This window comes from Mycobacterium sp. NGS34, assembly GCF_059812845.1.
Map to the genome: position 1 here is coordinate 168,000 of NZ_JCALDM010000003.1, position 21,853 is coordinate 189,852.

At 69.9% G+C, this 21,853-nt stretch carries 24 protein-coding genes; 23 read left to right on the top strand and 1 reads right to left on the bottom strand.

Going from position 1 to position 21,853, the window contains the following annotated elements; all coding sequences use genetic code 11:
• Window positions 1-3: 3 nt before the first annotated feature.
• Both AC5Y7V_RS09700 and mtr read left to right on the top strand, forming a co-directional pair.
• On the top strand, window positions 4-1,026 hold the full coding sequence (locus tag AC5Y7V_RS09700) for an alpha/beta hydrolase (protein ID WP_499879832.1): 1,023 nt from the start codon (window positions 4-6) through the stop codon (window positions 1,024-1,026).
• A gap of 10 nt (window positions 1,027-1,036) precedes the next feature.
• Window positions 1,037-2,416 (top strand): mycothione reductase, encoded by a 1,380-nt coding sequence (gene mtr, locus AC5Y7V_RS09705; RefSeq protein WP_499879833.1) that lies wholly within the window; start codon window positions 1,037-1,039, stop codon window positions 2,414-2,416.
• On the opposite strand, the gene AC5Y7V_RS09710 is transcribed toward mtr, so the two are convergent.
• Window positions 2,399-2,887 (bottom strand): Fur family transcriptional regulator, encoded by a 489-nt coding sequence (locus AC5Y7V_RS09710; RefSeq protein ID WP_499879834.1) that lies wholly within the window; start codon window positions 2,885-2,887, stop codon window positions 2,399-2,401. The two genes, mtr and AC5Y7V_RS09710, sit on opposite strands and share 18 nt — an antisense overlap.
• A gap of 100 nt (window positions 2,888-2,987) precedes the next feature.
• Between AC5Y7V_RS09710 and nicT the strand changes: the two genes are divergently transcribed.
• The 21 genes from nicT (at window position 2,988) to AC5Y7V_RS09815 (ending at window position 21,837) form a co-directional block, all read left to right on the top strand.
• Complete coding sequence (gene nicT, locus AC5Y7V_RS09715; RefSeq protein ID WP_499879835.1) at window positions 2,988-4,076, top strand: Nickel transporter NicT; 1,089 nt, start codon at window positions 2,988-2,990, stop codon at window positions 4,074-4,076.
• Window positions 4,077-4,098: 22 nt separating this feature from the next.
• Window positions 4,099-4,434, top strand: coding sequence for a hydrogenase maturation nickel metallochaperone HypA (locus AC5Y7V_RS09720; protein WP_499879836.1), 336 nt, complete (start codon window positions 4,099-4,101; stop codon window positions 4,432-4,434).
• A gap of 121 nt (window positions 4,435-4,555) precedes the next feature.
• Entirely contained in the window at window positions 4,556-5,326 is a 771-nt protein-coding gene (gene hypB, locus AC5Y7V_RS09725; protein WP_499879837.1) for a hydrogenase nickel incorporation protein HypB, read from the top strand.
• A gap of 280 nt (window positions 5,327-5,606) precedes the next feature.
• On the top strand, window positions 5,607-6,662 hold the full coding sequence (locus AC5Y7V_RS09730) for an NADH-quinone oxidoreductase subunit B family protein (protein ID WP_499879838.1): 1,056 nt from the start codon (window positions 5,607-5,609) through the stop codon (window positions 6,660-6,662).
• A 42-nt stretch (window positions 6,663-6,704) separates the two neighbouring features.
• A complete protein-coding gene (locus AC5Y7V_RS09735) occupies window positions 6,705-8,504 on the top strand; it encodes a nickel-dependent hydrogenase large subunit (RefSeq protein WP_499879839.1) in 1,800 nt (599 codons plus the stop codon).
• 3 nt (window positions 8,505-8,507) lie between these two features.
• Entirely contained in the window at window positions 8,508-9,398 is an 891-nt protein-coding gene (locus AC5Y7V_RS09740; protein WP_499879840.1) for a NifU family protein, read from the top strand.
• Window positions 9,395-10,027 (top strand): DUF5947 family protein, encoded by a 633-nt coding sequence (locus tag AC5Y7V_RS09745; protein WP_499879841.1) that lies wholly within the window; start codon window positions 9,395-9,397, stop codon window positions 10,025-10,027. The genes AC5Y7V_RS09740 and AC5Y7V_RS09745 overlap by 4 nt, the downstream gene beginning before the upstream one ends.
• Window positions 10,024-10,677 (top strand): DUF6084 family protein, encoded by a 654-nt coding sequence (locus tag AC5Y7V_RS09750; protein ID WP_499879842.1) that lies wholly within the window; start codon window positions 10,024-10,026, stop codon window positions 10,675-10,677. The genes AC5Y7V_RS09745 and AC5Y7V_RS09750 overlap by 4 nt, the downstream gene beginning before the upstream one ends.
• Window positions 10,674-11,996 carry a hypothetical protein gene (locus AC5Y7V_RS09755; RefSeq protein WP_499879843.1) on the top strand — a complete coding sequence of 441 codons (1,323 nt, stop codon included), beginning with the start codon at window positions 10,674-10,676 and terminating at the stop codon, window positions 11,994-11,996. The genes AC5Y7V_RS09750 and AC5Y7V_RS09755 overlap by 4 nt, the downstream gene beginning before the upstream one ends.
• A gap of 12 nt (window positions 11,997-12,008) precedes the next feature.
• Complete coding sequence (locus AC5Y7V_RS09760; protein WP_499879844.1) at window positions 12,009-12,128, top strand: DUF6893 family small protein; 120 nt, start codon at window positions 12,009-12,011, stop codon at window positions 12,126-12,128.
• Between the two features lie 17 nt (window positions 12,129-12,145).
• Complete coding sequence (locus AC5Y7V_RS09765; protein ID WP_499879845.1) at window positions 12,146-12,637, top strand: hydrogenase maturation protease; 492 nt, start codon at window positions 12,146-12,148, stop codon at window positions 12,635-12,637.
• Window positions 12,637-12,903, top strand: coding sequence for a HypC/HybG/HupF family hydrogenase formation chaperone (locus AC5Y7V_RS09770; protein ID WP_499879846.1), 267 nt, complete (start codon window positions 12,637-12,639; stop codon window positions 12,901-12,903). Before AC5Y7V_RS09765 ends, AC5Y7V_RS09770 begins: the two co-directional genes overlap by 1 nt.
• Before the next feature lies 1 nt (window position 12,904).
• A complete protein-coding gene (hypF, locus tag AC5Y7V_RS09775) occupies window positions 12,905-15,274 on the top strand; it encodes a carbamoyltransferase HypF (RefSeq protein WP_499879847.1) in 2,370 nt (789 codons plus the stop codon).
• Between the two features lies 1 nt (window position 15,275).
• Complete coding sequence (locus tag AC5Y7V_RS09780; protein ID WP_499879848.1) at window positions 15,276-16,037, top strand: HypC/HybG/HupF family hydrogenase formation chaperone; 762 nt, start codon at window positions 15,276-15,278, stop codon at window positions 16,035-16,037.
• A gap of 19 nt (window positions 16,038-16,056) precedes the next feature.
• Window positions 16,057-16,725: a D-sedoheptulose-7-phosphate isomerase gene (locus AC5Y7V_RS09785; protein WP_499879849.1), complete on the top strand. Its 669-nt coding sequence runs from the start codon at window positions 16,057-16,059 to the stop codon at window positions 16,723-16,725.
• Window positions 16,722-17,834, top strand: a complete 1,113-nt coding sequence (gene hypE / locus AC5Y7V_RS09790; RefSeq protein WP_499879850.1) for a hydrogenase expression/formation protein HypE — start codon at window positions 16,722-16,724, stop codon at window positions 17,832-17,834. Before AC5Y7V_RS09785 ends, hypE begins: the two co-directional genes overlap by 4 nt.
• 24 nt (window positions 17,835-17,858) lie before the next feature.
• Window positions 17,859-18,131 carry a HypC/HybG/HupF family hydrogenase formation chaperone gene (locus AC5Y7V_RS09795; RefSeq protein WP_499879851.1) on the top strand — a complete coding sequence of 91 codons (273 nt, stop codon included), beginning with the start codon at window positions 17,859-17,861 and terminating at the stop codon, window positions 18,129-18,131.
• Window positions 18,132-18,142: 11 nt separating this feature from the next.
• A complete protein-coding gene (gene hypD, locus AC5Y7V_RS09800) occupies window positions 18,143-19,270 on the top strand; it encodes a hydrogenase formation protein HypD (protein ID WP_499879852.1) in 1,128 nt (375 codons plus the stop codon).
• Entirely contained in the window at window positions 19,267-20,001 is a 735-nt protein-coding gene (locus AC5Y7V_RS09805) for a DUF6390 family protein (protein WP_499879853.1), read from the top strand. Before hypD ends, AC5Y7V_RS09805 begins: the two co-directional genes overlap by 4 nt.
• A gap of 49 nt (window positions 20,002-20,050) precedes the next feature.
• Window positions 20,051-20,695 carry a hypothetical protein gene (locus AC5Y7V_RS09810; protein WP_499879854.1) on the top strand — a complete coding sequence of 215 codons (645 nt, stop codon included), beginning with the start codon at window positions 20,051-20,053 and terminating at the stop codon, window positions 20,693-20,695.
• Window positions 20,696-20,724: 29 nt separating this feature from the next.
• A complete protein-coding gene (locus AC5Y7V_RS09815) occupies window positions 20,725-21,837 on the top strand; it encodes an alkaline phosphatase family protein (RefSeq protein ID WP_499879855.1) in 1,113 nt (370 codons plus the stop codon).
• Window positions 21,838-21,853: the final 16 nt, after the last annotated feature.

Consider the following 21,853-nt stretch of genomic DNA (forward strand, 5'->3'; position numbering starts at 1 on the left):
CTCGTGACTGGCTGGGTGCCCGACGTGCTGCCCGGCTATTGGCAGCACACGATCCCGCTCGGGCCCGATCGCGCCGGCGAGGGCGAGATCGTGGCAACGCTGATCCGGCGGGGCGAGCCCACCGCGGCGCGGCACGCCGTCCTGGCCGTGCACGGCTACACCGACTACTTCTTCCACACCGAGTTGGCCGACCGCTTCGCCGATCGCGGCTTTGCCTTCTACGCGCTGGACCTACAGAAGTGCGGCCGCTCGCGCCGCGACGGCCAGACCCCGCATTTCATCACCGACCTGGCCCACTACGACGCCGAACTCGAGCACGCCCTGGCCGTCATCCGCGAGCCCGGCCCGTCCGGCCGGCGAGCCAAGGTCCTGGTTTACGGCCATTCCTCCGGCGGGCTCATCGTGCCGTTGTGGCTGGACCGGCTGCGCCGGCGCGACCCGGCCGCGCACGGGGGCGTCGGCGGCATGGTGCTCAACAGCCCGTTCCTCGACCTGCACGGTCCCGCGGTGCTGCGCCACTCGGCGACCTCCGCGCTGATCGCCGGCCTGTCCCGGGTGCGGTCCAAGGGCGTGGTCCGCGGGTCGACCGAAGGCGGCTACGGCACCACCCTGCACCGCGACTACCACGGCGAGTTCGACTACAACCTGCAGTGGAAGCCGCTGGGCGGCTTCCCCATCACCCTCGGCTGGTTGCACGCCATCCGCCGCGGCCAGGCCCGGCTGCACCGCGGCCTGGACGTCGGCGTGCCCAACCTGATCCTGCGTTCCGACCACACCGTGCGGGAGACCAGCGACCCGGCATCCATGCAGACCGGCGACGCGGTCCTCGACGTCACCCAGATCGCCAAGTGGGCCGGCTGCATCGGGAATCGCACCACCATCGTCCCGGTGCCCGACGCGAAACACGACGTGTTCCTGTCGCTGAACCAGCCGCGCCGGACCGCATACCGCGAACTGGACGCGTGGCTGGACCACTACCTCAGCAACCAAAACGCCGACGCGTCGGCACCCTCGGAGAAGGGGTGACCGCCCGGGCATGGAGACGTACGACATCGCCATCATCGGAACCGGTTCGGGCAACACCATTCTCGACGACCGCTACGCCGGCAAGCGCGCGGCGATCTGCGAGCAGGGCACGTTCGGGGGCACCTGCCTCAACGTCGGATGCATCCCGACGAAGATGTTCGTCTACGCCGCCGAGGTCGCCGCGGGCATCCGGGGCGCGGCCCGCTACGGCATCGACGCGCACATCGACCAGGTGCGCTGGGACGAGATCGTCTCGCGTGTTTTCGGGCGCATCGACCCCATCTCGATGAGCGGCGAGGAGTACCGGCGCTCGCTGCCCAATGTCGACCTGTACGAACGGCACACCCGGTTCCGGCCGGTCCAGCCCGACGGGCGCTACCTGTTGCGCACCGACGCCGGCGAGGAATTCACCGCCGATCAGGTGGTGATCGCAGCGGGCTCGCGTCCGGTGATCCCCTCGACCATCCTCGCCTCCGACGTGCACTACCACACCAGCGACACCATCATGCGCATCCCCGAGCTGCCCGAACACCTGGTGATCATCGGAAGCGGCTTCGTGGCAACGGAATTCGCGCACGTCTTCTCCGCGCTCGGCGTCCGCGTCACCCTCGTCGTGCGGGGTTCCACGCTGCTGCGGCACTTCGACGACACCATCTGCAAACGGTTTACCCGCATCGCCGCGCGCAAATGGGAGCTGCGCACCCACCGGATGGTCGCGCGCGCCGCCAACCGCGGCTCGGGCGTCTCCCTGGAGCTCGACGACGGCTCCACCCTGAACGCCGACCTGCTGCTGGTGGCGACGGGCCGGTTGCCCAACGGCGACCTGCTGGACGCCGAACAGGCCGGCATCGACGTCGAGAGCGGCCGGGTGGTGGTAGACGAATACCAAAGAACCTCGGCGCGCGGCGTTTTCGCACTCGGCGACGTCTCGTCGCCCTACCAGCTCAAACACGTCGCCAACCACGAGGCCCGCGTCGTGCAGCACAACCTGCTGTGCGACTGGGACGACACCGAGTCGATGGCCGTGACCGACCACCGGTTCGTCCCGTCCGCGGTGTTCACCGATCCCCAGCTGGCGACCGTCGGCCTCACCGAAAACCAGGCCATCGCACGCGGATTCGACATCTCCGTCGCGGTGCAGGACTACGCCGACGTCGCCTACGGCTGGGCGATGGAGGACACCACCGGCATCGTCAAACTCATCGCCGAGCGCAACAGCGGGTGTCTGCTGGGCGCGCACATCATGGGACATCAGGCGTCGTCGATCATCCAGCCGCTGATCCAGGCGATGAGCTTCGGCCTGACCGCCGCGGAGATGGCGCGCGGCCAGTACTGGATTCATCCGGCGCTCCCCGAGGTGGTCGAAAACGCGCTATTGAGCCTCGGCTGACGGCTGGCACCGCGGGCACAGCCCGTGCAGCGTCAGGCCGGCCGCCTCCGACAGCGCGAAGGAGCTGCCCGCCATCGCGTGCTCCAGCGCCGAGCTCAGCTGCCGGGCGGGCACTTCGATGATCGAGCCGCACCGCGTGCACACCGCGTGGTGATGGGGCGCGGTGGCCAGGCCGTAGGTGGTCACGCCGCCCTCGAGGGTCAGCGCGTGCAGCACCCCCTGATCGACCAGCGTCGTCACGGTGCGGTAGATGGTCGCCACGTCGGGCGGCTGGCTGCCGGGCGGCAGGGACGCGCGCACCCGCTGGTGGATCTCCGCCACCGGCAGGTGCCCGTTGACGGGCTCGAGCACCGCCAACACCTGGATCCGCGACGCCATCCGCCGCAGCCCGTGGGCCCGCAGCAGGTCACCGATCCGTTCGGTGACGGCCGGGTCCAGCGCGGTGGCCGGTTTCGCGGCCTTGGGCGTCATCTTCCCAGTGTCGCGGGACACACCCGGGATTGCCAGCCTTCGCCTGCCGCTCCTGCAATCCACTTGCACTTGGCTCGCGGCCCCTCCTAGTGTCGTGGTGGTGGCCAGGAAGCTGCGGAGCGCCTTGGCGCCGGCGGAGTGGTGGCGGCTCGGATCGATGCTGGCGGTGATCGCCGCGCTGCACCTGATCGGCTGGGGCACCCTGGTGCTGCTCGTCGACCCGGCGCGACTCAGCTTGGGGGGCAAGGCCTTTGGCATCGGCGTGGGGTTGACGGCCTACACCCTGGGCATGCGCCACGCCTTCGACGCCGACCACGTCGCCGCCATCGACAACACCACCCGCAAGCTGATGGGCGAAGGGCAGCGCCCGCTGGCCGTCGGATTCTTCTTCTCGCTGGGCCATTCCACCGTGGTCTTCGCGCTGGCCCTGCTGCTGGCAACGGGGACAAAGGCCGTCATAAAGGCCACTGCCGGACCGGTCGAGGACGGCTCCTCGACGCTGCATCACTACACCGGCCTGATCGGCACCAGCGTCTCCGGCGTGTTCCTCTACCTGATCGCGGCCCTCAACGTCGTGGTACTGGTCGGCATCCTGCGCGTGTTCGCGCGCCTGCGCCGCGGTCGCTACGACGAAACCGAACTCGAGCGGCAGTTGCAGAACCGCGGGCTGATCAACCGGTACCTCGGCCGCATCACCCGATCGATCACCAAGTCCTGGCACCTCTACCCGGTCGGGCTGCTGTTCGGGCTCGGTTTCGACACCGCCACGGAGATCGCGCTGCTGGTGCTGGCGGGAACCAGCGCCGCGGCGGGCCTGCCCTGGTACGCCATCCTGTGCCTGCCGGTGCTGTTCACCGCCGGCATGTGCCTGCTGGACACGATCGACGGATCGTTCATGAACTTCGCGTACGGCTGGGCCTTCGCCAGCCCGCTGCGCAAGATCTACTACAACATCACCATCACCGGGCTGTCGGTCGCGGTCGCGCTGTTGATCGGGACCGTCGAACTGCTCGGGTTGTTCGCGGGCCAGTTGGGGTGGCGGGGCGGGTTTTGGAACTGGATCGGCGGCCTCGACCTCAACGCCGTCGGCTTCGCCGTCGTCGGCATCTTCGTGCTCACCTGGGCGGTCGCCCTGCTGGTGTGGCGCTACGGGCGCATCGAGGAGAAGTGGGGTTCGGCCCAGAGCTGACGCGTGGGTGTAGAAAAGTGCCATGCACGAGCTGTCGCTGTGCGAGGCCATCGCCGGTCTGGTCAAGACCCACGCCGGGGGCCGGCACGTCGACGTGGTGCGGGTGCGGATCGGCGCGCTTCGCCAGGTGGTGCCGGAATCGCTGTCGTTCTGCTGGACGCTGGTCCGGGATTCCGAGGACATGCCGGACGCCGAGCTGGAACTCGAATGCGTCGGCGCCGAGGTGCGCTGCCGGGCGTGCGGCCGCGAATCGGAGATCACGTCGGCCTGGTCGATCTGGTGCCCGCGGTGCGACAGCCCCGACGTCGAGGTGCTGCGTGGCAACGAGTTCCTGGTGACGTCCCTGGACGTCTCGTGAAAACCTCAGACGCTCAGGGCAACTCCGCGAATGTGCATCCTGCGACGCGACACGCCCCGGACGCGTCGCAGGATGCACGCTCGGCGGGGTGACCCGTTGCGGCGCGCACTAGGATTTGACCATGGGTAGGTTTCACCGACACGACGACGGAACCGTGCACACCCACGACCACGACCTTCCGGATCACGAGCACGGGGACCACAGTCGCTACCAGACCGGCAAGCAGCGCATCGACGTGCTGGAGGCGATCTTCGCCGAGAACGACACCCTCGCCGACGCCAACCGGGCGGCCTTCGAGAGCCACGGGATCCGCACGCTGAACCTGATGAGCTCCCCGGGATCGGGCAAGACGACCGTGCTGGCGGCCACGCTCGACGAGCTCGCCGGCGAATTCGCGATCGGCGTCATCGAGGGCGACATCGCCACCGACCTGGACGCGGCCAAGCTCAGCGGGCGCGGCGCCCAGGTGTCACTGCTCAACACCAGCAATGGGTTTGGCGGCGAATGCCACCTCGACGCGCCCATGGTCAACCGCGCCCTGCCCGGCCTCGACCTCCCCGGCCTTGACCTGGTGATCATCGAGAACGTCGGCAACCTGGTCTGCCCGGCGGAATTCGACGTCGGCGAGCACGCCAAGGCCATGGTGTACTCCGTGACCGAGGGCGAGGACAAGCCGCTGAAGTATCCGGTGATGTTCCGGTCGGTGGACGTGGTGCTGCTCAACAAGATTGACCTGGTGCCCTACCTCGACGTGGACGTCGACTCCTACATCTCACACATTCGCGAAGTCAACGCCACGGCCGAGATCCTGCCGATCAGCGCGCGCACCGGCGCCGGCATGGGCGCCTGGTTCGGCTGGCTGCGGCGATTCGCGGCGAACGCCGACGACTGATCTTGCCAATCGCTCGCAAGACGACCGAGATCGTCCCGCCCTTCGTTAGGCTTGCTCACGGGTTGGCCGGCCGAGTGATCCCCGGCCGAAATCCCCTGCCCGGCAACGCAAATAGATGAGACGAGGGGCCAATAACACATCTGTATATTTGCCCGCAAACCCTGGACCGTTGACAACCGTCTGAGGCGGGAGTAGACCCAAATTCAGCGCTGCGCAAGTGGGCCGACGGTCGACTCCGGCGGCGCAGGAGCGTCCCAGCCCGGCTCCGGAAAGCTGCAGCATGCCAACAGAAGCAGCAGTCAAAGCAGAAGAAACATTGATCCATGTTCTATGGATTAACGCGGGCCTCAGTTGCGACGGCGATTCGGTGGCGTTGACTGCCGCCACCCAGCCCAGCGTCGAGGAGATAGCCCTCGGTGCGCTTCCGGGCTTACCCAAGGTCGCCGTGCACTGGCCCCTGATCGATTTCGAATGCGGCCCGAACGGAGGGGCCGACGACTTCCTCGAGTGGTTCTTCAGAGCCGATCGCGGCGAGCTCGAGCCGTTCGTGCTCGTCGTCGAGGGGTCCATCCCCAACGAGAAGATCAAGGACGAGGGCTACTGGTGCGGGTTCGGCAACGACCCGGCCACCGGCCAGCCCATGACCACCAGCGAGTGGCTCGACCGGCTGGCGCCGAAGGCCACCGCGGTGGTCGCGGTCGGCACCTGCGCCACCTACGGCGGCATCCACGCGATGGCCGGAAACCCGACCGGGGCGATGGGCGTACCCGACTACCTCGGCTGGGACTGGAAGAGCAAGGCCGGCATCCCGATCGTCTGCGTCCCGGGCTGCCCGATCCACCCGGACAACCTGTCCGAGACGCTCACCTACCTGCTCTATATGGCCACCGGTCAGGCGCCGATGATCCCGCTCGACGACGCGCTGCGCCCCAAGTGGTTGTTCGGCAACACCGTGCACGAGGGGTGCGACCGCGCCGGCTACTACGAGCAGGGTGATTTCGCCACCGAATACGGGTCGCCGAAATGCATTGTGAAGCTTGGCTGTTGGGGCCCGGTCGTCAAGTGCAACGTGCCCAAGCGCGGCTGGATCAACGGTGTCGGCGGCTGCCCGAACGTCGGCGGCATCTGCATCGGATGCACCATGCCCGGCTTCCCCGACAAGTTCATGCCGTTCATGGACGAGCCGCCGGGCGGCAAGCTTTCCAGCACCGCGGTCGGCTTGTACGGCAGCGTGATCCGCAGCCTGCGCGGCGTCACGGGGCGCACCGTCGACAAAGAGCCGAAGTGGCGCCACAACGGCGACCAACTGACCACCGGGGCCCGCCGCACCTGGTAGGTCGCGGCACGCCTTCTTCTCACTGCACCTGGAGAGACTTCGATGACAACTATCGTTCCCGAGCCGAGCACCGCCAAGCGGGAACCGGGCCAGCTCGTCGAGATGGCCTGGGACCCGATCACCCGGATCGTGGGCAGCCTCGGCATCTACACCAAGATCGATTTCGAGAACAAGGAAGTCGTCGAGTGCCACAGCACCTCGTCGATCTTCCGCGGCTACTCGATCTTCATGAAGGGCAAGGACCCCCGCGACGCCCACTTCATCACCAGCCGCATCTGCGGCATCTGCGGCGACAACCACGCCACCTGTTCGTGCTACACGCAGAACATGGCGTACGGGGTCAAGCCGCCGCACCTGGGCGAGTGGCTGATCAACCTCGGCGAGGCCGCCGAGTACATGTTCGACCACAACATCTTCCAGGAGAACCTGGTCGGGGTGGACTTCTGCGAGAAGATGGTCGCCGAGACCAACCCGAGCGTGCTGTCGCTGGCGGAGAAGACGCAGGCGCCGCACGCCGACGCGCACGGCTACCGGACGATCGCCGACATCATGCGGTCGCTCAACCCGTTCAGCGGCGAGTTCTACCGCGAGGCGCTACAGGTCAGTCGCTGGACGCGAGAGATGTTCTGCCTCATGGAGGGTCGCCACGTGCACCCGTCCACGCTGTACCCCGGCGGCATCGGCACCGTCGCGACCATCCAGCTGATGACGGACTACATGACGCGGCTGATGCGCTACGTCGAGTTCATGAAGAAGGTCGTGCCGATGCACGACGACCTGTTCGACTTCTTCTACGAGGCGCTGCCCGGTTATGAGAAGGTCGGGCTGCGGCGCACGCTGCTCGGCTGCTGGGGCTCGTTCCAGGACCCCGAGGTGTGCAACTTCGCCTACAAGGACATGGAGCGTTGGGGCAACGCGATGTTCGTCACCCCGGGCGTGGTGGTCGACGGCAAGCTGGTCACCCACTCGCTGGTGGACATCAACCTCGGCATCCGGATCCTTTTGGGCAGTTCGTATTACGACGACTGGACCGACCAGGAGATGTTCGTCAAGACCGATCCGCTGGGCAACGCGGTGGACCGGCGCCACCCATGGAACCAGCACACCAACCCGCATCCGCAGAAGCGGGACATGGAGGGCGGCAAGTACAGCTGGGTGATGTCCCCGCGCTGGTTCGACGGCACCGACCACCTGGCGCTGGACACCGGCGGGGGGCCGCTGGCCCGGCTGTGGGCGACCGCGCTCGCCGGCCTGGTCGACATCGGCTACGTCAAGGCGACCGGCAACAGCGTCAAGATCAACCTGCCCAAGACCGCGCTGAAGGGTCCCGTCGAGTTCGAGTGGAAGGTGCCCAAGTACGGCAGCAACACGATCGAGCGCGACCGGGCCCGCACCTATTTCCAGGCCTACGCGGCCGCCTGCGCGCTGCACTTCGCCGAGAAGGCACTGGAGGAGATCCGCGCCGGGCGCACCAAGACGTGGGAGCGCTTCGAGGTGCCCGACGAGGCCATCGGCTGCGGCTTCACCGAGGCGGTGCGCGGGGTGCTCAGCCACCACATGGTGATCCGGGACGGCAAGATCGCGAACTACCACCCGTACCCGCCCACCCCGTGGAACGCCAACCCGCGCGACAGCTACGGCACGCCGGGCCCGTACGAGGACGCGGTGCAGGGCCAGCCGATCTTCGAGGAGAACGGCCGGGACAACTTCAAGGGCATCGACGTCATGCGCACGGTGCGCAGCTTCGACCCGTGCCTGCCGTGCGGCGTGCACATGTACCTCGGAAAGGGCAAGACCCTGGAGAGACTGCACACGCCGACGCAATCGCCCGTCGGGGAGTAGGAGATGGCGGATCGCCCGGAGACCCCCGAGAACGACACGCAGTGGCGCGCAGCGGGCGATCGGATCCAGACCCTCCTGGATTCCTGCGCGGCGGGTGGGGCGGCCGCGCACGAGCGCGCCCAGCAGTTGGTCCGCGAGGTGGTCGGGCTCTACGGGGCCGCCCTCGAACGGATCGTGCGAGCCGGCGACGCCGGTTTCGCCGAGCGGCTGGCCACCGACGACCTGGTGGCCAGCCTGCTGCTGGTCCACGGGCTGCACCCGCACGACGCGCACCGGCGGGTTTCCGACGCGCTGGACCGGGTGCGGCCCTACCTCGGCTCGCACGGCGGCGACGTCGACCTGCTCGAGGTGCTCGACGACGGCACCGTGCGGCTGGCATTCAAGGGCAGCTGCAAGAGCTGCCCATCGTCGGCGGTGACGCTGGAGCTGGCCGTCGAGGACGCGGTCCGGGCCGCCGCCCCGGAGATCTCGTCGATAGAGGTAGTGACGGCCGAGCCCGCGGGCAACGGGGCCGTGATCCCGACGGAATCGCTGCTGGCACACGTCCGTTCGAACGCGTCGAACGGGTCCGGTAACTGGCACCCGCTGCCCGAGGTGGCCGAGCTGGAGCCCGGCGACGTCGCGGGCTTCCGGGTCGCCGGCATCGCGCTGCTGGTGTGCCGGGTCGGCGACCTGCCGCTGGCCTACCGCGACCATTGCCCGGTGTGCGACGACTCGTTGGCGGGCGCCCGATTGAACGAGACGATGCTGGATTGCCCGCGCTGCGGCACGCAGTTCGACATCGTGCACGCGGGCGCCGGCCCCGACGGAGCTCACCTCGAGCCGCTCCCCCTGTTGCCCCGCGACGGGGTGCCCTCGGTGGCGCTGGCCGAACCGATGGGAGCGCGCGCATGACGAGCCCGTATGACGTTCTGACCCGCATCCGCAGCGACCGGGCGGCTCCCGAGCCGGCGGGCGAGCGGTGCGAGATGTGCTCGGAAGCGATTCCCGACGAGCACCAGCACGTCGTGAATGTGGCCGCCCGCCAGCTGATGTGCGCATGCCGGGCCTGTTATCTGCTGTTCACCGACCGCACCGCCGAACTGCGCTACCGGGCGGTGCCGGACCGCTATCTGTCGTTTCCGGACTTCGCGCTGGATCGCCGCGCGTGGGAGGCGCTGCAGATTCCCGTCGGCGTCGCCTTCTTCTTCACCAACTCCGCGCTCGGGCGCACCGTCGCCTTCTACCCCGGCCCGGCCGGGGCGACCGAATCCGAACTCGACCTGGACGCCTGGAATGCCATCGGCGGCGCCGATCCGCGGGTGGCGCTGCTGACCGACGACGTCGAGGCGCTGCTGGTGCGCGTCCCTGATACCGAAACTGCCCAGCCGCACAGCTACCTCGTGCCCATCGACGCCTGCTACGAGTTCGTCGGGCGCCTGCGCATGCTGTGGCGCGGGTTCGACGGCGGCCAGGAGGCCCGCGCCTTCATCGACGACTTCTTTTCCCGGGTCGCCGCGCGCGCGGTGGAGACACCGCCATGAGCGGAGAGCACGTGGACGTGAACTTCGCGGTCCTCGACGTGGCGCCCGAACCGTACTCGGTGAGCCCGGTGCTGACCGCGCGGGTCAGCGTCGCCGCCAGCGATGACGATCCGGTGCACGCGATCGCGCTGCGCTGCCAGGTCCGGATCGAGCCGCTGCGCCGCTCCTACTCGGAGGCGGAGGCGGCCGGGCTGCTCGACCTGTTCGGGCCCCGCGAACGCTGGGCCGCCACCCAACGCACCTTCCTCTGGCAGCACGCCAGCGCGATGGTGCCGGGCTTCGCCGGCAACACGACGGTCGCGCTCCCGCTGGACTGCACCTACGACTTCGAGGTCGCCGCCGCCAAGTACCTGCACGCGCTGCGCGACGGCGCGCTGCCCCTCCAGTTCCTTTTCAGCGGAACCATTTTCGTCAAGTCCGAACGCGGGTTCTCGGTCCAGCAGGTGCCGTGGGACTGCGAGTATCGCTACGACATGCCGGTCGCGGTCTGGCGGGATCTGATCGAGCAGCATTATCCGAACACCGGCTGGGTGCGCCTGAGCCACGAAACCATCGCGGCGCTGGCAGCCTACAAGTCGGCGCAGGGGATGCTCGACCTCGACCACGCGGTCACCACGCTGTTGGGTGTCGACCGGGAGGAGGCCAAATGACCTCCGCCTGGGACCGGGCCCGCGCCGTCGCCGACGCGGTGCTGTACGAGGGCTACCTGCTCTACCCGTACCGCGGGACGTCGAGCAAGAACCAGTCCCGCTGGCAGTTCGGCGTTTTGGGTCCGCCCGGCGCCGCCGAAGCCGGCCTGGGCGAAGACGACACCCTGGCGGCGCAGTTCCTGGTCGACGGGTCCGAGGCGCTGACCCTGGTGGTCCGGTTCCTGCAGCTGCAGCACCGCTCGGCCGAGCGCGAATTCGCCCACGGCGCGTTCGAACCGGTCGACGAGCTGAGGACCGCGGCGGGGTCGTGGCTGACCTGGGACGAGGCGGTCGAGTGCGAGCTGTCCTTCGGCCCGCTCGCGCTGGACGGCCGGCCGCACACGCTGCCGATCGTGGCGCGGGCCGCCACGGACGTCGAGCTGCTCGCCGGGGGGCGGCTGGTCCGCGAGCGGCGCGAGGTGCGCGGTGAGCTGACGGTCGCCAGCGAACCGGACGGCGACCTGCGCCACGTCTCGGTGCGGGTCGCCAACGTCGGCGCGGCCGCGGCCGACAAGACCGATTCGATCGCGCGGTCCATGATCGGCACCCACCTCATCGCCGAAGTCGTTGACGGTCAATTTGTTTCGCTGCTCGAGCCGCCGCCGGGCGCCGTTGCGGCGGCGGCGCGCTGCCGCCAGCACCGCTGCTTCCCCGTGCTGGCGGGGCCCGCCGGCACCCGCGACATCCTGCTGATCTCGCCGATCATCCTCTACGACCACCCCGAGGTGGCCGAACAGAGCAACACGGCGCTGTACGACTGCACCGAAATCGACGAGATCCTCACCCTGCGCGTGATGACGATGACCGACGAGGAGAAGGCCCAGGCCCGGGCCACCGATCCGCGGGCCGCGCAAATCATCGACCAGTGCGACGCCATGTCACCCGACGCGATGGCGCGCCTGCACGGGGTGCTGCGCGACCCGCACGCCCTGTCCGGGCTGGTGCCCGAGGTCCCGGAGGGCGTCGACTGGTGGGATCCGCTGGCCGACAACGCCGTTCGTCCCGAGGTCGACGCGGTCCTGGTGAGCGGCGTGCGGGTGGCGCGCGGCAGCCGGGTCCGGTTGCGGCCGGCGCGCAACGCGGACGCGCAGGACATCTTCGTCGCCGGCAAGACCGCGCGCGTGACGTCGGTGCACGAGGACGTCGAGGGCAACAAGCACGTCGCGGTCGTCGTCGACGACGACCCCGCCGCCGAGCTGCACGACTGGTACGGCCGCTACCTGTACTTCTCCCCCGACGAGGTCGAGCCGCTCGAAGCCGGACAACCCGCAAATCCCTGAAAGGAGTTCGAAATGGAAGTCTTGGGCTGGATATTCATCGCCATCATCGCGTTGGTGGCCGCGATCGCAGTCACGCTGGGACTGATATCGCTGCCCGACGCCCGCCGCTACCTGAAGCTGAGGCGGATGTAGTCAACCGGGGGGAACCTATGACGACGCGCATCCTGGTCGCCGGGATCGGCAACATTTTCCTGGGGGATGACGGATTCGGCTCGGAAGTGGTCCGCAACGCCGAGATCCCGCAGAACGACGCGGGCGGCAATTCCTGCGTCCGGGTCACCGACTACGGCATCCGCGGCATGCACCTGGCCTACGACCTGCTCGAGGAGTGGGACTCGTTGGTCCTCGTCGACGCCGTGCCCAGCCGCGGCAGCCCCGGCACGTTGCACGTGTTCCAGGCGGACTGCGAAGAGCCCTCGGCGGCAACGGGTTTGGACGCCCACAGCATGGATCCGGCGGCGGTGTTCGCCAGCCTGCGAGCCCTCGGCGGCAGCCCGCCGTACACGGTGGTCGTCGGCTGCGAGGCGGGCAGCGTCGAGGAAGGCATCGGCCTCACCGAGCCCGTGGCCAAGGCCGTCCCCCGGGCCGCGCGGGCCGTCCAGGAGATCGTCGCGGCGCTGCAGACGCGGGAGGACCGCTGATGTGCCTGGGGATCCCGGGTCAGGTGATCCGGATGCTGGACGGCTACGAGGGGCAGCTCGCGCTGGTCGACGTCACCGGCGAGGAGCGCCGGGTCAACGTCGGAATGCTGCCGGAGGAGACGTTCGCGCCCGGCGACTGGATAATCATCCACATGGGCTTCGCCGTGGAGAAGACCGACCGCGACGGCGCGGAGGAGGCGATGGCCGGCCTCGAGCTGATGGGCAGGGGCCGCACCGACCCGACAACCCGCCCGGAGGGCGGTTGAGATGACCCAATCCCCCCTGATGCTCGCCTTGTCTTCGGAGGCCTCCGATATCCGGCAGCGCTTCACCGTGACTGGTGTCGTCCAGGGGGTGGGCTTCCGTCCTTTCGTCCACCGCATCGCCAGCGAGCTCGGCCTGGCCGGATTCGTCGGCAACGATTCCGGCGCGGTGTTCCTCGAGGTGCAGGGCGACCGCGCCAGCGTCGACGAATTCGGGCGTCGGCTGCGCGCCGAGGCGCCGCCGCTGGCGCGCATCGGCGGCGTGACCGTCGCCGACCTGGCCGCCGACCCCGCCGGACCCCCCGAGTTCCGGATCGTTGAAAGCCGGACGGTCACCGGCGAGCACATTTTCAAGACGCCCATCCCGCCCGACATCGCTGTGTGCGACGACTGCGTCCGCGAGCTGTTCGACCCGCGCGACCGGCGTTACCGGCACCCCTTCGTGACGTGCACCAACTGCGGGCCGCGGTTCACCATCATCCGCGAGCTGCCCTACGACCGCCCGGCGACAACCATGTCGACGTTCGCCATGTGCGAGGCGTGCGCGGCCGAATATCACGATCCGGCGGACCGCCGGTTCCACGCGCAGCCGATCGCCTGCCCCGATTGCGGCCCGTCGCTACGGTTTTCGTCGGCCGCCGGTGAGGTGACCGGATCGGATGCCGCGCTGGCCGCCGCCCAGCGCGCCCTGGCGGCCGGCGCCGTCGTCGCCGTCAAGGGGGTCGGCGGGTACCACCTGGCCTGCGCGGTCGACGACGACGCGGCGGTCGGCGCCCTGCGGGCCCGAAAGGCGCGGGGCGCCAAGCCGTTCGCCATGCTGGTCCGCGACCTCGACGTGGCGCGCTTTTGCGCGCACATCGACGCCGACGAGGCCGCGGTGCTGTCGAGCCCCGCCCGCCCGATCGTGCTGCTGCGCCGCCGCGCGGGAGCGCCCGTCGCCGACGCCGTCGCGCCGGGCAGCCCGCTGCTCGGACTCATGCTGCCCTACTCCCCGATCCATCACCTGCTGCTGGCGCCCGTCCCCGGCGCCGCCGGACCGGTCCCCGACGCGCTGGTGCTCACCAGCGCCAACCGCTCCGACGAGCCCATCTGCTTCACCGATGAGGATGCCGCCGAACGGCTTTCGGCGCTGTGCGACGCGGTCCTGGACCACGACCGGCCGATCCACGTCCCGTGCGACGACTCGGTGGTGCGCGTGGTCAGGGACGAAGAAGGGGCAGGGGAACTACCGATCCGCCGGTCCCGCGGTTACGCGCCGCTGCCGGTCGATCTCGGGCGGCCGGGCCCCGCCGTGCTCGCGGTGGGCGGGGAGCTGAAGAACACCTTCTGCCTCACCGACGGCTCGCGCGCCTACCTGTCCGGCCACATCGGCGACATGGCCACCTGGGAGACGCTGCGGGCGTTCGAGCGTGCGGTCGGTCAGCTCACCGGGATGCGCGGCGAGGCGGTGCGCCTGGCCGCCGACCTGCATCCCGGGTATCACACCCGGGACTGGGCCGAGCGTCACGCCGGCGAGCGACCGCTGGATCTCGTGCAGCACCACCACGCCCACGTCGTCTCGCTGCTGGCCGAGCACGGCCGCATCGGGCAGCCCGTCGTCGGCGTCTCGTTCGACGGGACCGGCTACGGCTGCGACCAAACCATCTGGGGCGGTGAGATTCTCGCCCTCGGGCCCGACAGCCACCGGTTCGTCCGCGCCGGCCACCTGCTGCCGGTGCCGCTGCCGGGCGGCGACGCCGCGGTGCGCAACCCGTGGCGGATGGCGCTGGCGCAATTGTGGGCGGCCGGCCTCGACTGGACCCCCGACCTCGCGCCCGTCGCCGCCGCGACCGAGGACGAATTGCGCCTCACCCGTTCGCAATTGGACAGCGGCTTCGGGTGCGTGCCGTGCTCGAGCGTGGGCCGGCTGTTCGACGCGGTCGCCTCGCTGCTCGGGGTGCGGCACCGGATCGACTACGAGGGCCAGGCGGCCATCGAGCTCGAGGCGCTCGCCGAGTCGGCCCTGGGCGACCCGGGGCCGTCGCTGCCGCTGAGCGTGCGCGCCGACGGGGTGATCGACCCGTCGACGATGGTGCAGACGATGGTGGCGGCCCTGTACGCCGGCACCCGGCCCGCGCTGCTGGCGGCCGCCTTCCACGAGGCGCTCGCGGACGCCGTCGCCACCGCGGTCGGCCGCGTGGCGGGCGAGGTCCGGCTGGTGGGGCTCACCGGCGGGGTTTTCCAGAATGTGCTGCTGCTGCGCGCGTGCCGTGCGCGCCTGCGGCGCAACGGGTTCGAGGTGCTGACCCATCACACCGTCCCGCCCAACGACGGCGGGCTGGCGCTGGGTCAGGCCGCGATCTCGATGCTGATGGGTACCGAAGAGGATGAGTGAGATGACTACCACCACCGCGATCGACCGCGGCCTGGGCGCCGAATTGGCCTCGGATCTGACCACCGACCTGGCCGCCACCGCATTCACACTGGCCAAGCGGTTCGCCGCGGGGGCGACGATGTGGTCCATCGCGCCCTCGTGGGAGCCGCACGCGCTGCACATCGCGGTCGAGTTCGTGCATCCCGTGATCGTGGGCAAGCGGGCGCTGCCCGCGGTGGCGCTGACCGGCCCCGACCTGGTGGACCTGGTGCGGGTGTCGGTGCGGCCCGGCGACATCGTGGTCGCGGTCTCCGGAGCCGACGACGCGCAGGTGCGCTCGGTGATGCGGCGAAGTCCCGCGTGGGGCGCGACCACGATCTGGATCGGCAGCGGCGAGCAGCCAGCGGCCGGCATGGCGGATCACGTGCTGTGGCTCGACGACCCCGATCCGCGGGTGCCCGCGACGGGCGGTTTCGTTCTGTTCTATCACCTGCTGTGGGAGCTGACCCACGTGTGTTTCGAGCACCCGGGATTACTGAAAGCCGAATGTACGGAAGATGTTTGCGTGACGTGCAGCGACGAGGGGCGCCTGGGCGAGGTCATCGGCCCGTCGGCCGGCGGACAGGCGCCGGTGCGCACCGCACGCGGCGTCGAGGACGTGATCACCACGCTCGTCGACCCGGTCGACGCCGGGGACTTGGTGCTGATCCACGCCGGCGCGGCGATCAGCCGCGTCGGCGACGAAGATGCCGGCAAGGCCGGGATCGAGGAGCGGCGCAAATGAACGTCGGCGTGGAGGACTGATGAGCACAGACGAACCCACCAACTTCCTGTACCCGTTCATCGACGCGCAGGAGGACGACCCCAAGTCGCTGCTGGCCGACCTGGCCGCGTCGGCACAGGCGAAGGCGGCCGAGAGCCTGGCGCTGCGGCGCTCGACCCTGGAGGCCAACGCCGACCTGCTGGAGGCGGCCGCCACCGAGATGGCGCTCCGATTCGGGGCGGGTGGCCGGTTGTTCACCTTCGGAAACGGCGGCAGCTGCACCGATTCCACGACTTTGGCGAGGCTGTTCGCCCGGCCGCCGATCGGCACGCCGCTGCCCGCGTGGGCGTTGACGGCCGATCAGGCCGTCCTGACCGCGCTGGGCAACGACGTCGGTTTCGAGTTGGTGTTCGCCCGCCAGCTGATCGCACGGGCGCAGGCCGGCGACATCGCGATCGCCATGTCGACCAGCGGCGGCTCGCCCAACCTGCTCGCGGCGCTGGCCGAGGGCCGCCGGCGCGGGCTCTACACCATCGGTTTCGCCGGCTACGACGGCGGCGCCTTCGCCGACAACCCGAACGTGGACGCCTGCTTCGTGGTTCGCTCGCAAAGCGTGCACCGCATTCAGGAATCGCAGGCGCTGCTGGGCTACCAGCTGTGGTTGAGCGTGCATGAACATCTCGGCGACAAGGGTCGGGGGGCGGCATGAACAAGCCGCCGGGCGAATACCTTTCGTCGGGGCCCCGCTTCGGCGAGGGCGAGGTGATCGAGCGGATCGAGTCGTTCCGCCGGCGCCGCCCCCGATTGCTCGACGACCACGTGACGCTGGCCCACGGCGCCGGCGGCAAGGCCTCGGCGGCGCTGGTGGACGCGGTGTTCGTGGAGGCCTTCCGTAACCCGCTGCTCGAGTCCCTCGGCGACGCCGCGGTGCTGGCGCTGCCCGGCGGCGAGCGCCTGGCGATGTCGACGGACTCGTTCGTGGTGCAGCCCAGGCGTTTTCCCGGCGGGTCGATAGGCGAGCTCGCCGTCCACGGCACCTGCAACGACCTCGCGATGGCCGGCGCCGTGCCGGCCTGGATCTCGGCGGCGTTCGTGATCGAAGAGGGCTTTGGAATCGCCGAGTTGAAGGAGATCGTCGCCGACATGGCGGCCGCCGCCGCGGCAGCGGGCGTGCAGATCGTCACCGGCGACACCAAGGTGGTGCCCAAGGGCGCGGCGGACGGGCTGTTCGTCACCACCACCGGCGCGGGCGTGATTCCCGAGGGGCGCTCGCTGTCGGCCGCGTCGGTGCGCACCGGCGACAAGGTGCTGCTGTCCGGGTCGATGGGCGACCACGGCATGGCCGTCATGCTGGCCCGCGGCGACCTGGCCATCGAGGCCGACATCGCCTCCGACACCGCCTCGGTCAGCCCGCTGGTGGAGCTGCTGCTGGCCGCCGCCCCGTCTACCCGGTGGATGCGCGACGCGACCCGCGGCGGGGTCGGCACCGTGTGCAACGAGCTCGCCCAGGCGTGCGGCCTCGGGGTGCTGCTCGAGGAGGAGCGACTTCCCGTGCGGCCCATGGTCAACGGCGCGTGCGAGCTGCTCGGCATCGACCCCTTGTACGTCGCCAACGAGGGCAAGTTCGTCGCCGTCGTCGCCGCGTCGGAGGCCGATGCCGGGCTGACCGCGCTGCGGTCCCATCCCCTGGGCGCCGACGCGGCCGAGGTCGGGGAGATCGTCGCCGAACCCGCCGAGACCGTGGTGCTGCGCACCGGTTTCGGCGGAACGCGGATCGTCGACATGCTCGTCGGGGACCCGCTGCCTCGAATCTGCTGAGCTTTGCTGAAAGGAGACGCTGGTATGTGTCTTGGGATTCCGGGCCGGATCGTCGAAATCACTGACCCGGCAAACTATCTGGCGAAGGTGGACGTCAGCGGCGTGCAGCGCACCATCAGCGTGCGCCTGCTGGAGGACGACATGCCCGAACCCGACGACTGGGTCCTGGTCCACGTCGGTTTCGCCATGGCCAAGATCGACGAGAGCGAGGCGCTGCTCACCCTGGCCGCGATCCAGAAACTCGGCGAGGCCTATACCACCGAAATGGAAGCCTTCGACTCGTCGGCCATCATCTAAGGGGAACCGCTATGAAATTCGTTGACGAGTTTCGTGATCCGGCCGCGGCCCGCAAGCTGCTGGGCGCCATCGAGCGCCTTGCCAGCGGCGGTGATCAGTTCAAGTTCATGGAGGTGTGCGGCGGGCACACGCACACCATCTACCGGCACGGCATCGAACACCTGCTGCCCGACAACGTGGAGCTGGTGCACGGCCCGGGTTGCCCGGTCTGCGTGATCCCCATGGGCCGCATCGACGACGCGATGTGGCTGGCGGGCCAGCCCGACGTGATCTTCACCTGTTTCGGCGACATGATGCGGGTGCCCGGTTCGGCCGGCAGCCTGCTGGACGCCAAGGCGCGCGGCGCCGACGTGCGGTTCGTCTACTCCCCGCTGGACGCGCTGAAGATCGCCGTGGACAACCCCGACAAACAGGTGGTGTTCTTCGCCATCGGCTTCGAGACCACCGCGCCCTCGACTGCCGTGACGCTGGTGCGCGCCCGGGACATGGGCCTGGCCAATTTCAGCGTCTTCTGCAACCACGTCACGATCGTGCCGCCGATCAAGGCCATCCTCGAATCGCCCGATCTGCGGCTGTCCGGGTTCATCGGACCCGGGCACGTGTCGACGGTGGTGGGCAACCGCCCCTACCGGTTCGTGCCCGAGGTGTACGGAAAGCCGTTGGTGGTGGCCGGTTTCGAGCCGCTGGACATCCTGGCGGCCGTCGCGATGCTGCTGACCCAGATCCGCGAGGGCCGCTGCGAGGTGGAAAACCAGTACAAGCGCGTGGTGCCCGAGGGCGGCAACCCCGCCGCGCTGGCGCTGATGGGCAAGGTGTTCGCGCTGCGCCCGCACTTCGAATGGCGCGGCCTGGGCTTCATCTCGCAGAGCGCGCTGCGGCTGCACGACGACTTCGCGGAATTCGACGCCGAGCTGCGCTTCGCGATGCCCGGCGTCCGCGTCGCCGACCCCAAGGCCTGCCAGTGCGGCGAGGTGCTCAAGGGCGTGCTGAAGCCCTGGGAGTGCAAGGTTTTCGGCACCGCGTGCACCCCGGAGACACCGATCGGCACCTGCATGGTCTCCCCCGAGGGGGCGTGCGCGGCCTACTACAACTTCGGCCGCATGCATCGCGACGCGGTGAAGCTCGTGGGGCGCACTTGACCGACATCGCCGGTGCCGAGATGTTCGCCCGGTACGCATACGCCCCCAACGCCCTGGGCTACTGCGGCCCCCCGCTCGGGGCGACCCTGCGCGACGGTTCCGTCGACGAGGTACGCCACGCGGCGACGGGATTTTCCGGGGCGTGGCCCTACCTGCGGGTGCTCTCCGAGCTGACCGGCATCGCCGACCCGCTGGACTACCGGCTGGTCGAATCCTATTGGCTCGGTGGCGGTCTCGGCGCCGGCCTGGACGCGCAGGACTTCTTCGACGCGCTGCTGGCGATCATCGGCCCGCAGGCCGGCCGGTACTGGTCGCACCTCACGGCGGACCTGGCCCACGAGGCCGCCGCCAACCACTGCTTCCACGTCTTCGGCGTGTACCCGTGGACCCGGTTCTTGGGTCGCGGCATGGATGAACACCCGCTGAGCGTGCTGGACAACTGCCGGATCACCTGGGGCACAGTGGTTTCCCGCGCCGGTGACGATGTCGAGGTCAGGTGCCGGCGGCTGCTCTGGGACGGCCGGGCCCTGACGCTGTCCGACCCGGCGGTCCGCCGCCTCGACGTGTGGGCCGACGGGTACAGCGCCGTGCCCGACATCGCCGTCGGCGACGAGGTCGCGGTGCACTGGGGCCGGCTGTGCGGCCGACTGACACCGGAGCAGGTTGGCGCGCTCGTCGACAGCACCGACCGTCAGCTGCGGGTGACAAGCCGGCGGCTGGCACACGTCTAGGCAAGAATCGCGCAAGGATCAGACAAGGCGCCCGTCGGACCCTTTGCACGTGACCGAACTCTCTTACCGCCGGCGGGCCATCACCAAGCTCGCGCTGATCGCCGTGGCGACCGTCGTGGCCGCGTGCGCGCACCCGACAGCGCCCGCAACAGTGATGTCCACGACCAGCCCCGCGACCACGTCGCCCACGCCCGGCAAGGGCGCGGTCACCTTCGAATACTTGCGGCGCGCGCCCGTCCCGGCGCTGTGCGAACACGATCCGGGCCAACTGAGGGGCGGTGAATTGCCGCCGCAAGAGGGGCATCCCGGAAACGTCGGGATCGCGTTGAACTACACCACCGGCGCCTACAGGGTGGCGTTCGGCGACCTGACGGGGGGCGGGGGCGACGCCGCCATGGTCATCCACTGCACTGCCGGCGGGGTCGGGTGGCCGGAGACCGTGCAGCTCTATACCGGGGGCCCGCAGCTCTCAACCACCGGGCCGCGGCGGCTGGGTGGAATCGACCTCGGCGACCTGACCCACGGCGGCAGGGAAATCGTCACCGAGCTGTCCATCTCGGACCGGGTCGCGCATGTGACCTGGCTGACCACCGGCCCGAATGAGGCAATGTGTTGCGGGACCGTGAAGATGACGGCCGACCTGCGTTGGGACGGTTCCACGGTGGTTGCCGAGAACGTGCGCCGGGCCAACTGAGGACGTCCGGCTCGTGCCAGACTGACCCGATGCCCGGTTCCATCTGCGACGTGCTGCCGGCCGCGGCCGCCCTGCTCGGCGCCCCCGACGGGACCGACCGCCTGGGCCTCGCGGAATCCGTCGGCGACGTCGACCGCGTCGGCGTCGTGCTGGTCGACGGGATGGGCTGGCACCTGCTACCGAAACTGACCGGTGACGCACCGCTGCTGGCCGCCGTCCTGGCCGGCGGCACCGGCAGCCTGACCGAACTCGCCTGCACGTTTCCCTCCACGACGCCGAGCAGCCTGGTCTCCCTGGGCACCGGCGCGCGGCCCGGAGCGCACGGCATCCTCGGGTTCACGCTCAACGTGCCCGGGACGGACCGGGTGCTCACCCACATCGTGTGGCGCGACGACCCGCCCCACGCCGAATGGCAGCCGCTGCCGAGTTGGTTCGGCCGGCTCGAACAAGCCGGCATCGCCGCGCGCGCCGTGCTGCCCGCGCCGTTCATCGGCAGCGGGCTGACCGACGCGGCGTATCGCGGCGCCCGCTTTCGCCCGACCGTACCGACCGACGACTACGGTCAGGTGCTGGCCGACGAGCTGCGCGCGGGGCCCGGCCTGGTCTTCGGCTACACCGCCGACCTGGACACCGCGGCCCACCTGTTCGGCATCGGCTCCGAGCAGTGGCACGAGGCGGCGGAGCGCGTCGACGCGCTGCTGACCCGGCTGGTCGAGGCCCTGCCGCCGAACGCGGCGCTGCTGGTGACCGCCGACCACGGCGGCCTCAACGTCCCCGCGGAGGCCCGCGTCGACCTCGACGCCGACCCGCAGCTGGGCGACGGGGTGCGCGTGGTCGCCGGCGAGCCGCGGGTGCGCTACCTGCACACCGCGCCGGGCGCCGCCGCCGACGTACGGGCGACCTGGGCCGAGGTGCTCGACGGGCGGGCGGACGTCTACGGCCGCGATCAGGCGGTGGCCACCGGCATGTTCGGGCCGGTCGACCCGGCGCACCTGGCGCGGATCGGCGACGTGGTCGTCGTCTGCACCGGCGACACCGCCGTCCTGGCGACGGCCCACGAGCCCCCGGAAATCGCGCGCCTCATCGGCTTTCACGGCGGCGCCACCCCGGCCGAGATCGCGATCCCGCTGATCGTTTTCTGAGCCGCCCGGCCGCCGA

Coding starts and splice junctions, on each gene's coding strand:
- mtr (WP_499879833.1), top strand. CDS start 1,037: ATGGAGACGTACGACATCGCCATCATCGGAACCGGTTCGGGCAACACC.
- AC5Y7V_RS09795 (WP_499879851.1), top strand. CDS start 17,859: ATGTGTCTTGGGATTCCGGGCCGGATCGTCGAAATCACTGACCCGGCA.
- AC5Y7V_RS09755 (WP_499879843.1), top strand. CDS start 10,674: ATGACCTCCGCCTGGGACCGGGCCCGCGCCGTCGCCGACGCGGTGCTG.
- AC5Y7V_RS09745 (WP_499879841.1), top strand. CDS start 9,395: ATGACGAGCCCGTATGACGTTCTGACCCGCATCCGCAGCGACCGGGCG.
- AC5Y7V_RS09780 (WP_499879848.1), top strand. CDS start 15,276: ATGACTACCACCACCGCGATCGACCGCGGCCTGGGCGCCGAATTGGCC.
- AC5Y7V_RS09765 (WP_499879845.1), top strand. CDS start 12,146: ATGACGACGCGCATCCTGGTCGCCGGGATCGGCAACATTTTCCTGGGG.
- AC5Y7V_RS09710 (WP_499879834.1), bottom strand. CDS start 2,887: ATGACGCCCAAGGCCGCGAAACCGGCCACCGCGCTGGACCCGGCCGTC.
- AC5Y7V_RS09760 (WP_499879844.1), top strand. CDS start 12,009: ATGGAAGTCTTGGGCTGGATATTCATCGCCATCATCGCGTTGGTGGCC.
- AC5Y7V_RS09735 (WP_499879839.1), top strand. CDS start 6,705: ATGACAACTATCGTTCCCGAGCCGAGCACCGCCAAGCGGGAACCGGGC.
- hypF (WP_499879847.1), top strand. CDS start 12,905: ATGACCCAATCCCCCCTGATGCTCGCCTTGTCTTCGGAGGCCTCCGAT.
- AC5Y7V_RS09770 (WP_499879846.1), top strand. CDS start 12,637: ATGTGCCTGGGGATCCCGGGTCAGGTGATCCGGATGCTGGACGGCTAC.
- hypD (WP_499879852.1), top strand. CDS start 18,143: ATGAAATTCGTTGACGAGTTTCGTGATCCGGCCGCGGCCCGCAAGCTG.
- hypB (WP_499879837.1), top strand. CDS start 4,556: ATGGGTAGGTTTCACCGACACGACGACGGAACCGTGCACACCCACGAC.
- AC5Y7V_RS09740 (WP_499879840.1), top strand. CDS start 8,508: ATGGCGGATCGCCCGGAGACCCCCGAGAACGACACGCAGTGGCGCGCA.
- AC5Y7V_RS09750 (WP_499879842.1), top strand. CDS start 10,024: ATGAGCGGAGAGCACGTGGACGTGAACTTCGCGGTCCTCGACGTGGCG.
- AC5Y7V_RS09720 (WP_499879836.1), top strand. CDS start 4,099: ATGCACGAGCTGTCGCTGTGCGAGGCCATCGCCGGTCTGGTCAAGACC.
- AC5Y7V_RS09815 (WP_499879855.1), top strand. CDS start 20,725: ATGCCCGGTTCCATCTGCGACGTGCTGCCGGCCGCGGCCGCCCTGCTC.
- hypE (WP_499879850.1), top strand. CDS start 16,722: ATGAACAAGCCGCCGGGCGAATACCTTTCGTCGGGGCCCCGCTTCGGC.
- AC5Y7V_RS09785 (WP_499879849.1), top strand. CDS start 16,057: ATGAGCACAGACGAACCCACCAACTTCCTGTACCCGTTCATCGACGCG.
- AC5Y7V_RS09730 (WP_499879838.1), top strand. CDS start 5,607: ATGCCAACAGAAGCAGCAGTCAAAGCAGAAGAAACATTGATCCATGTT.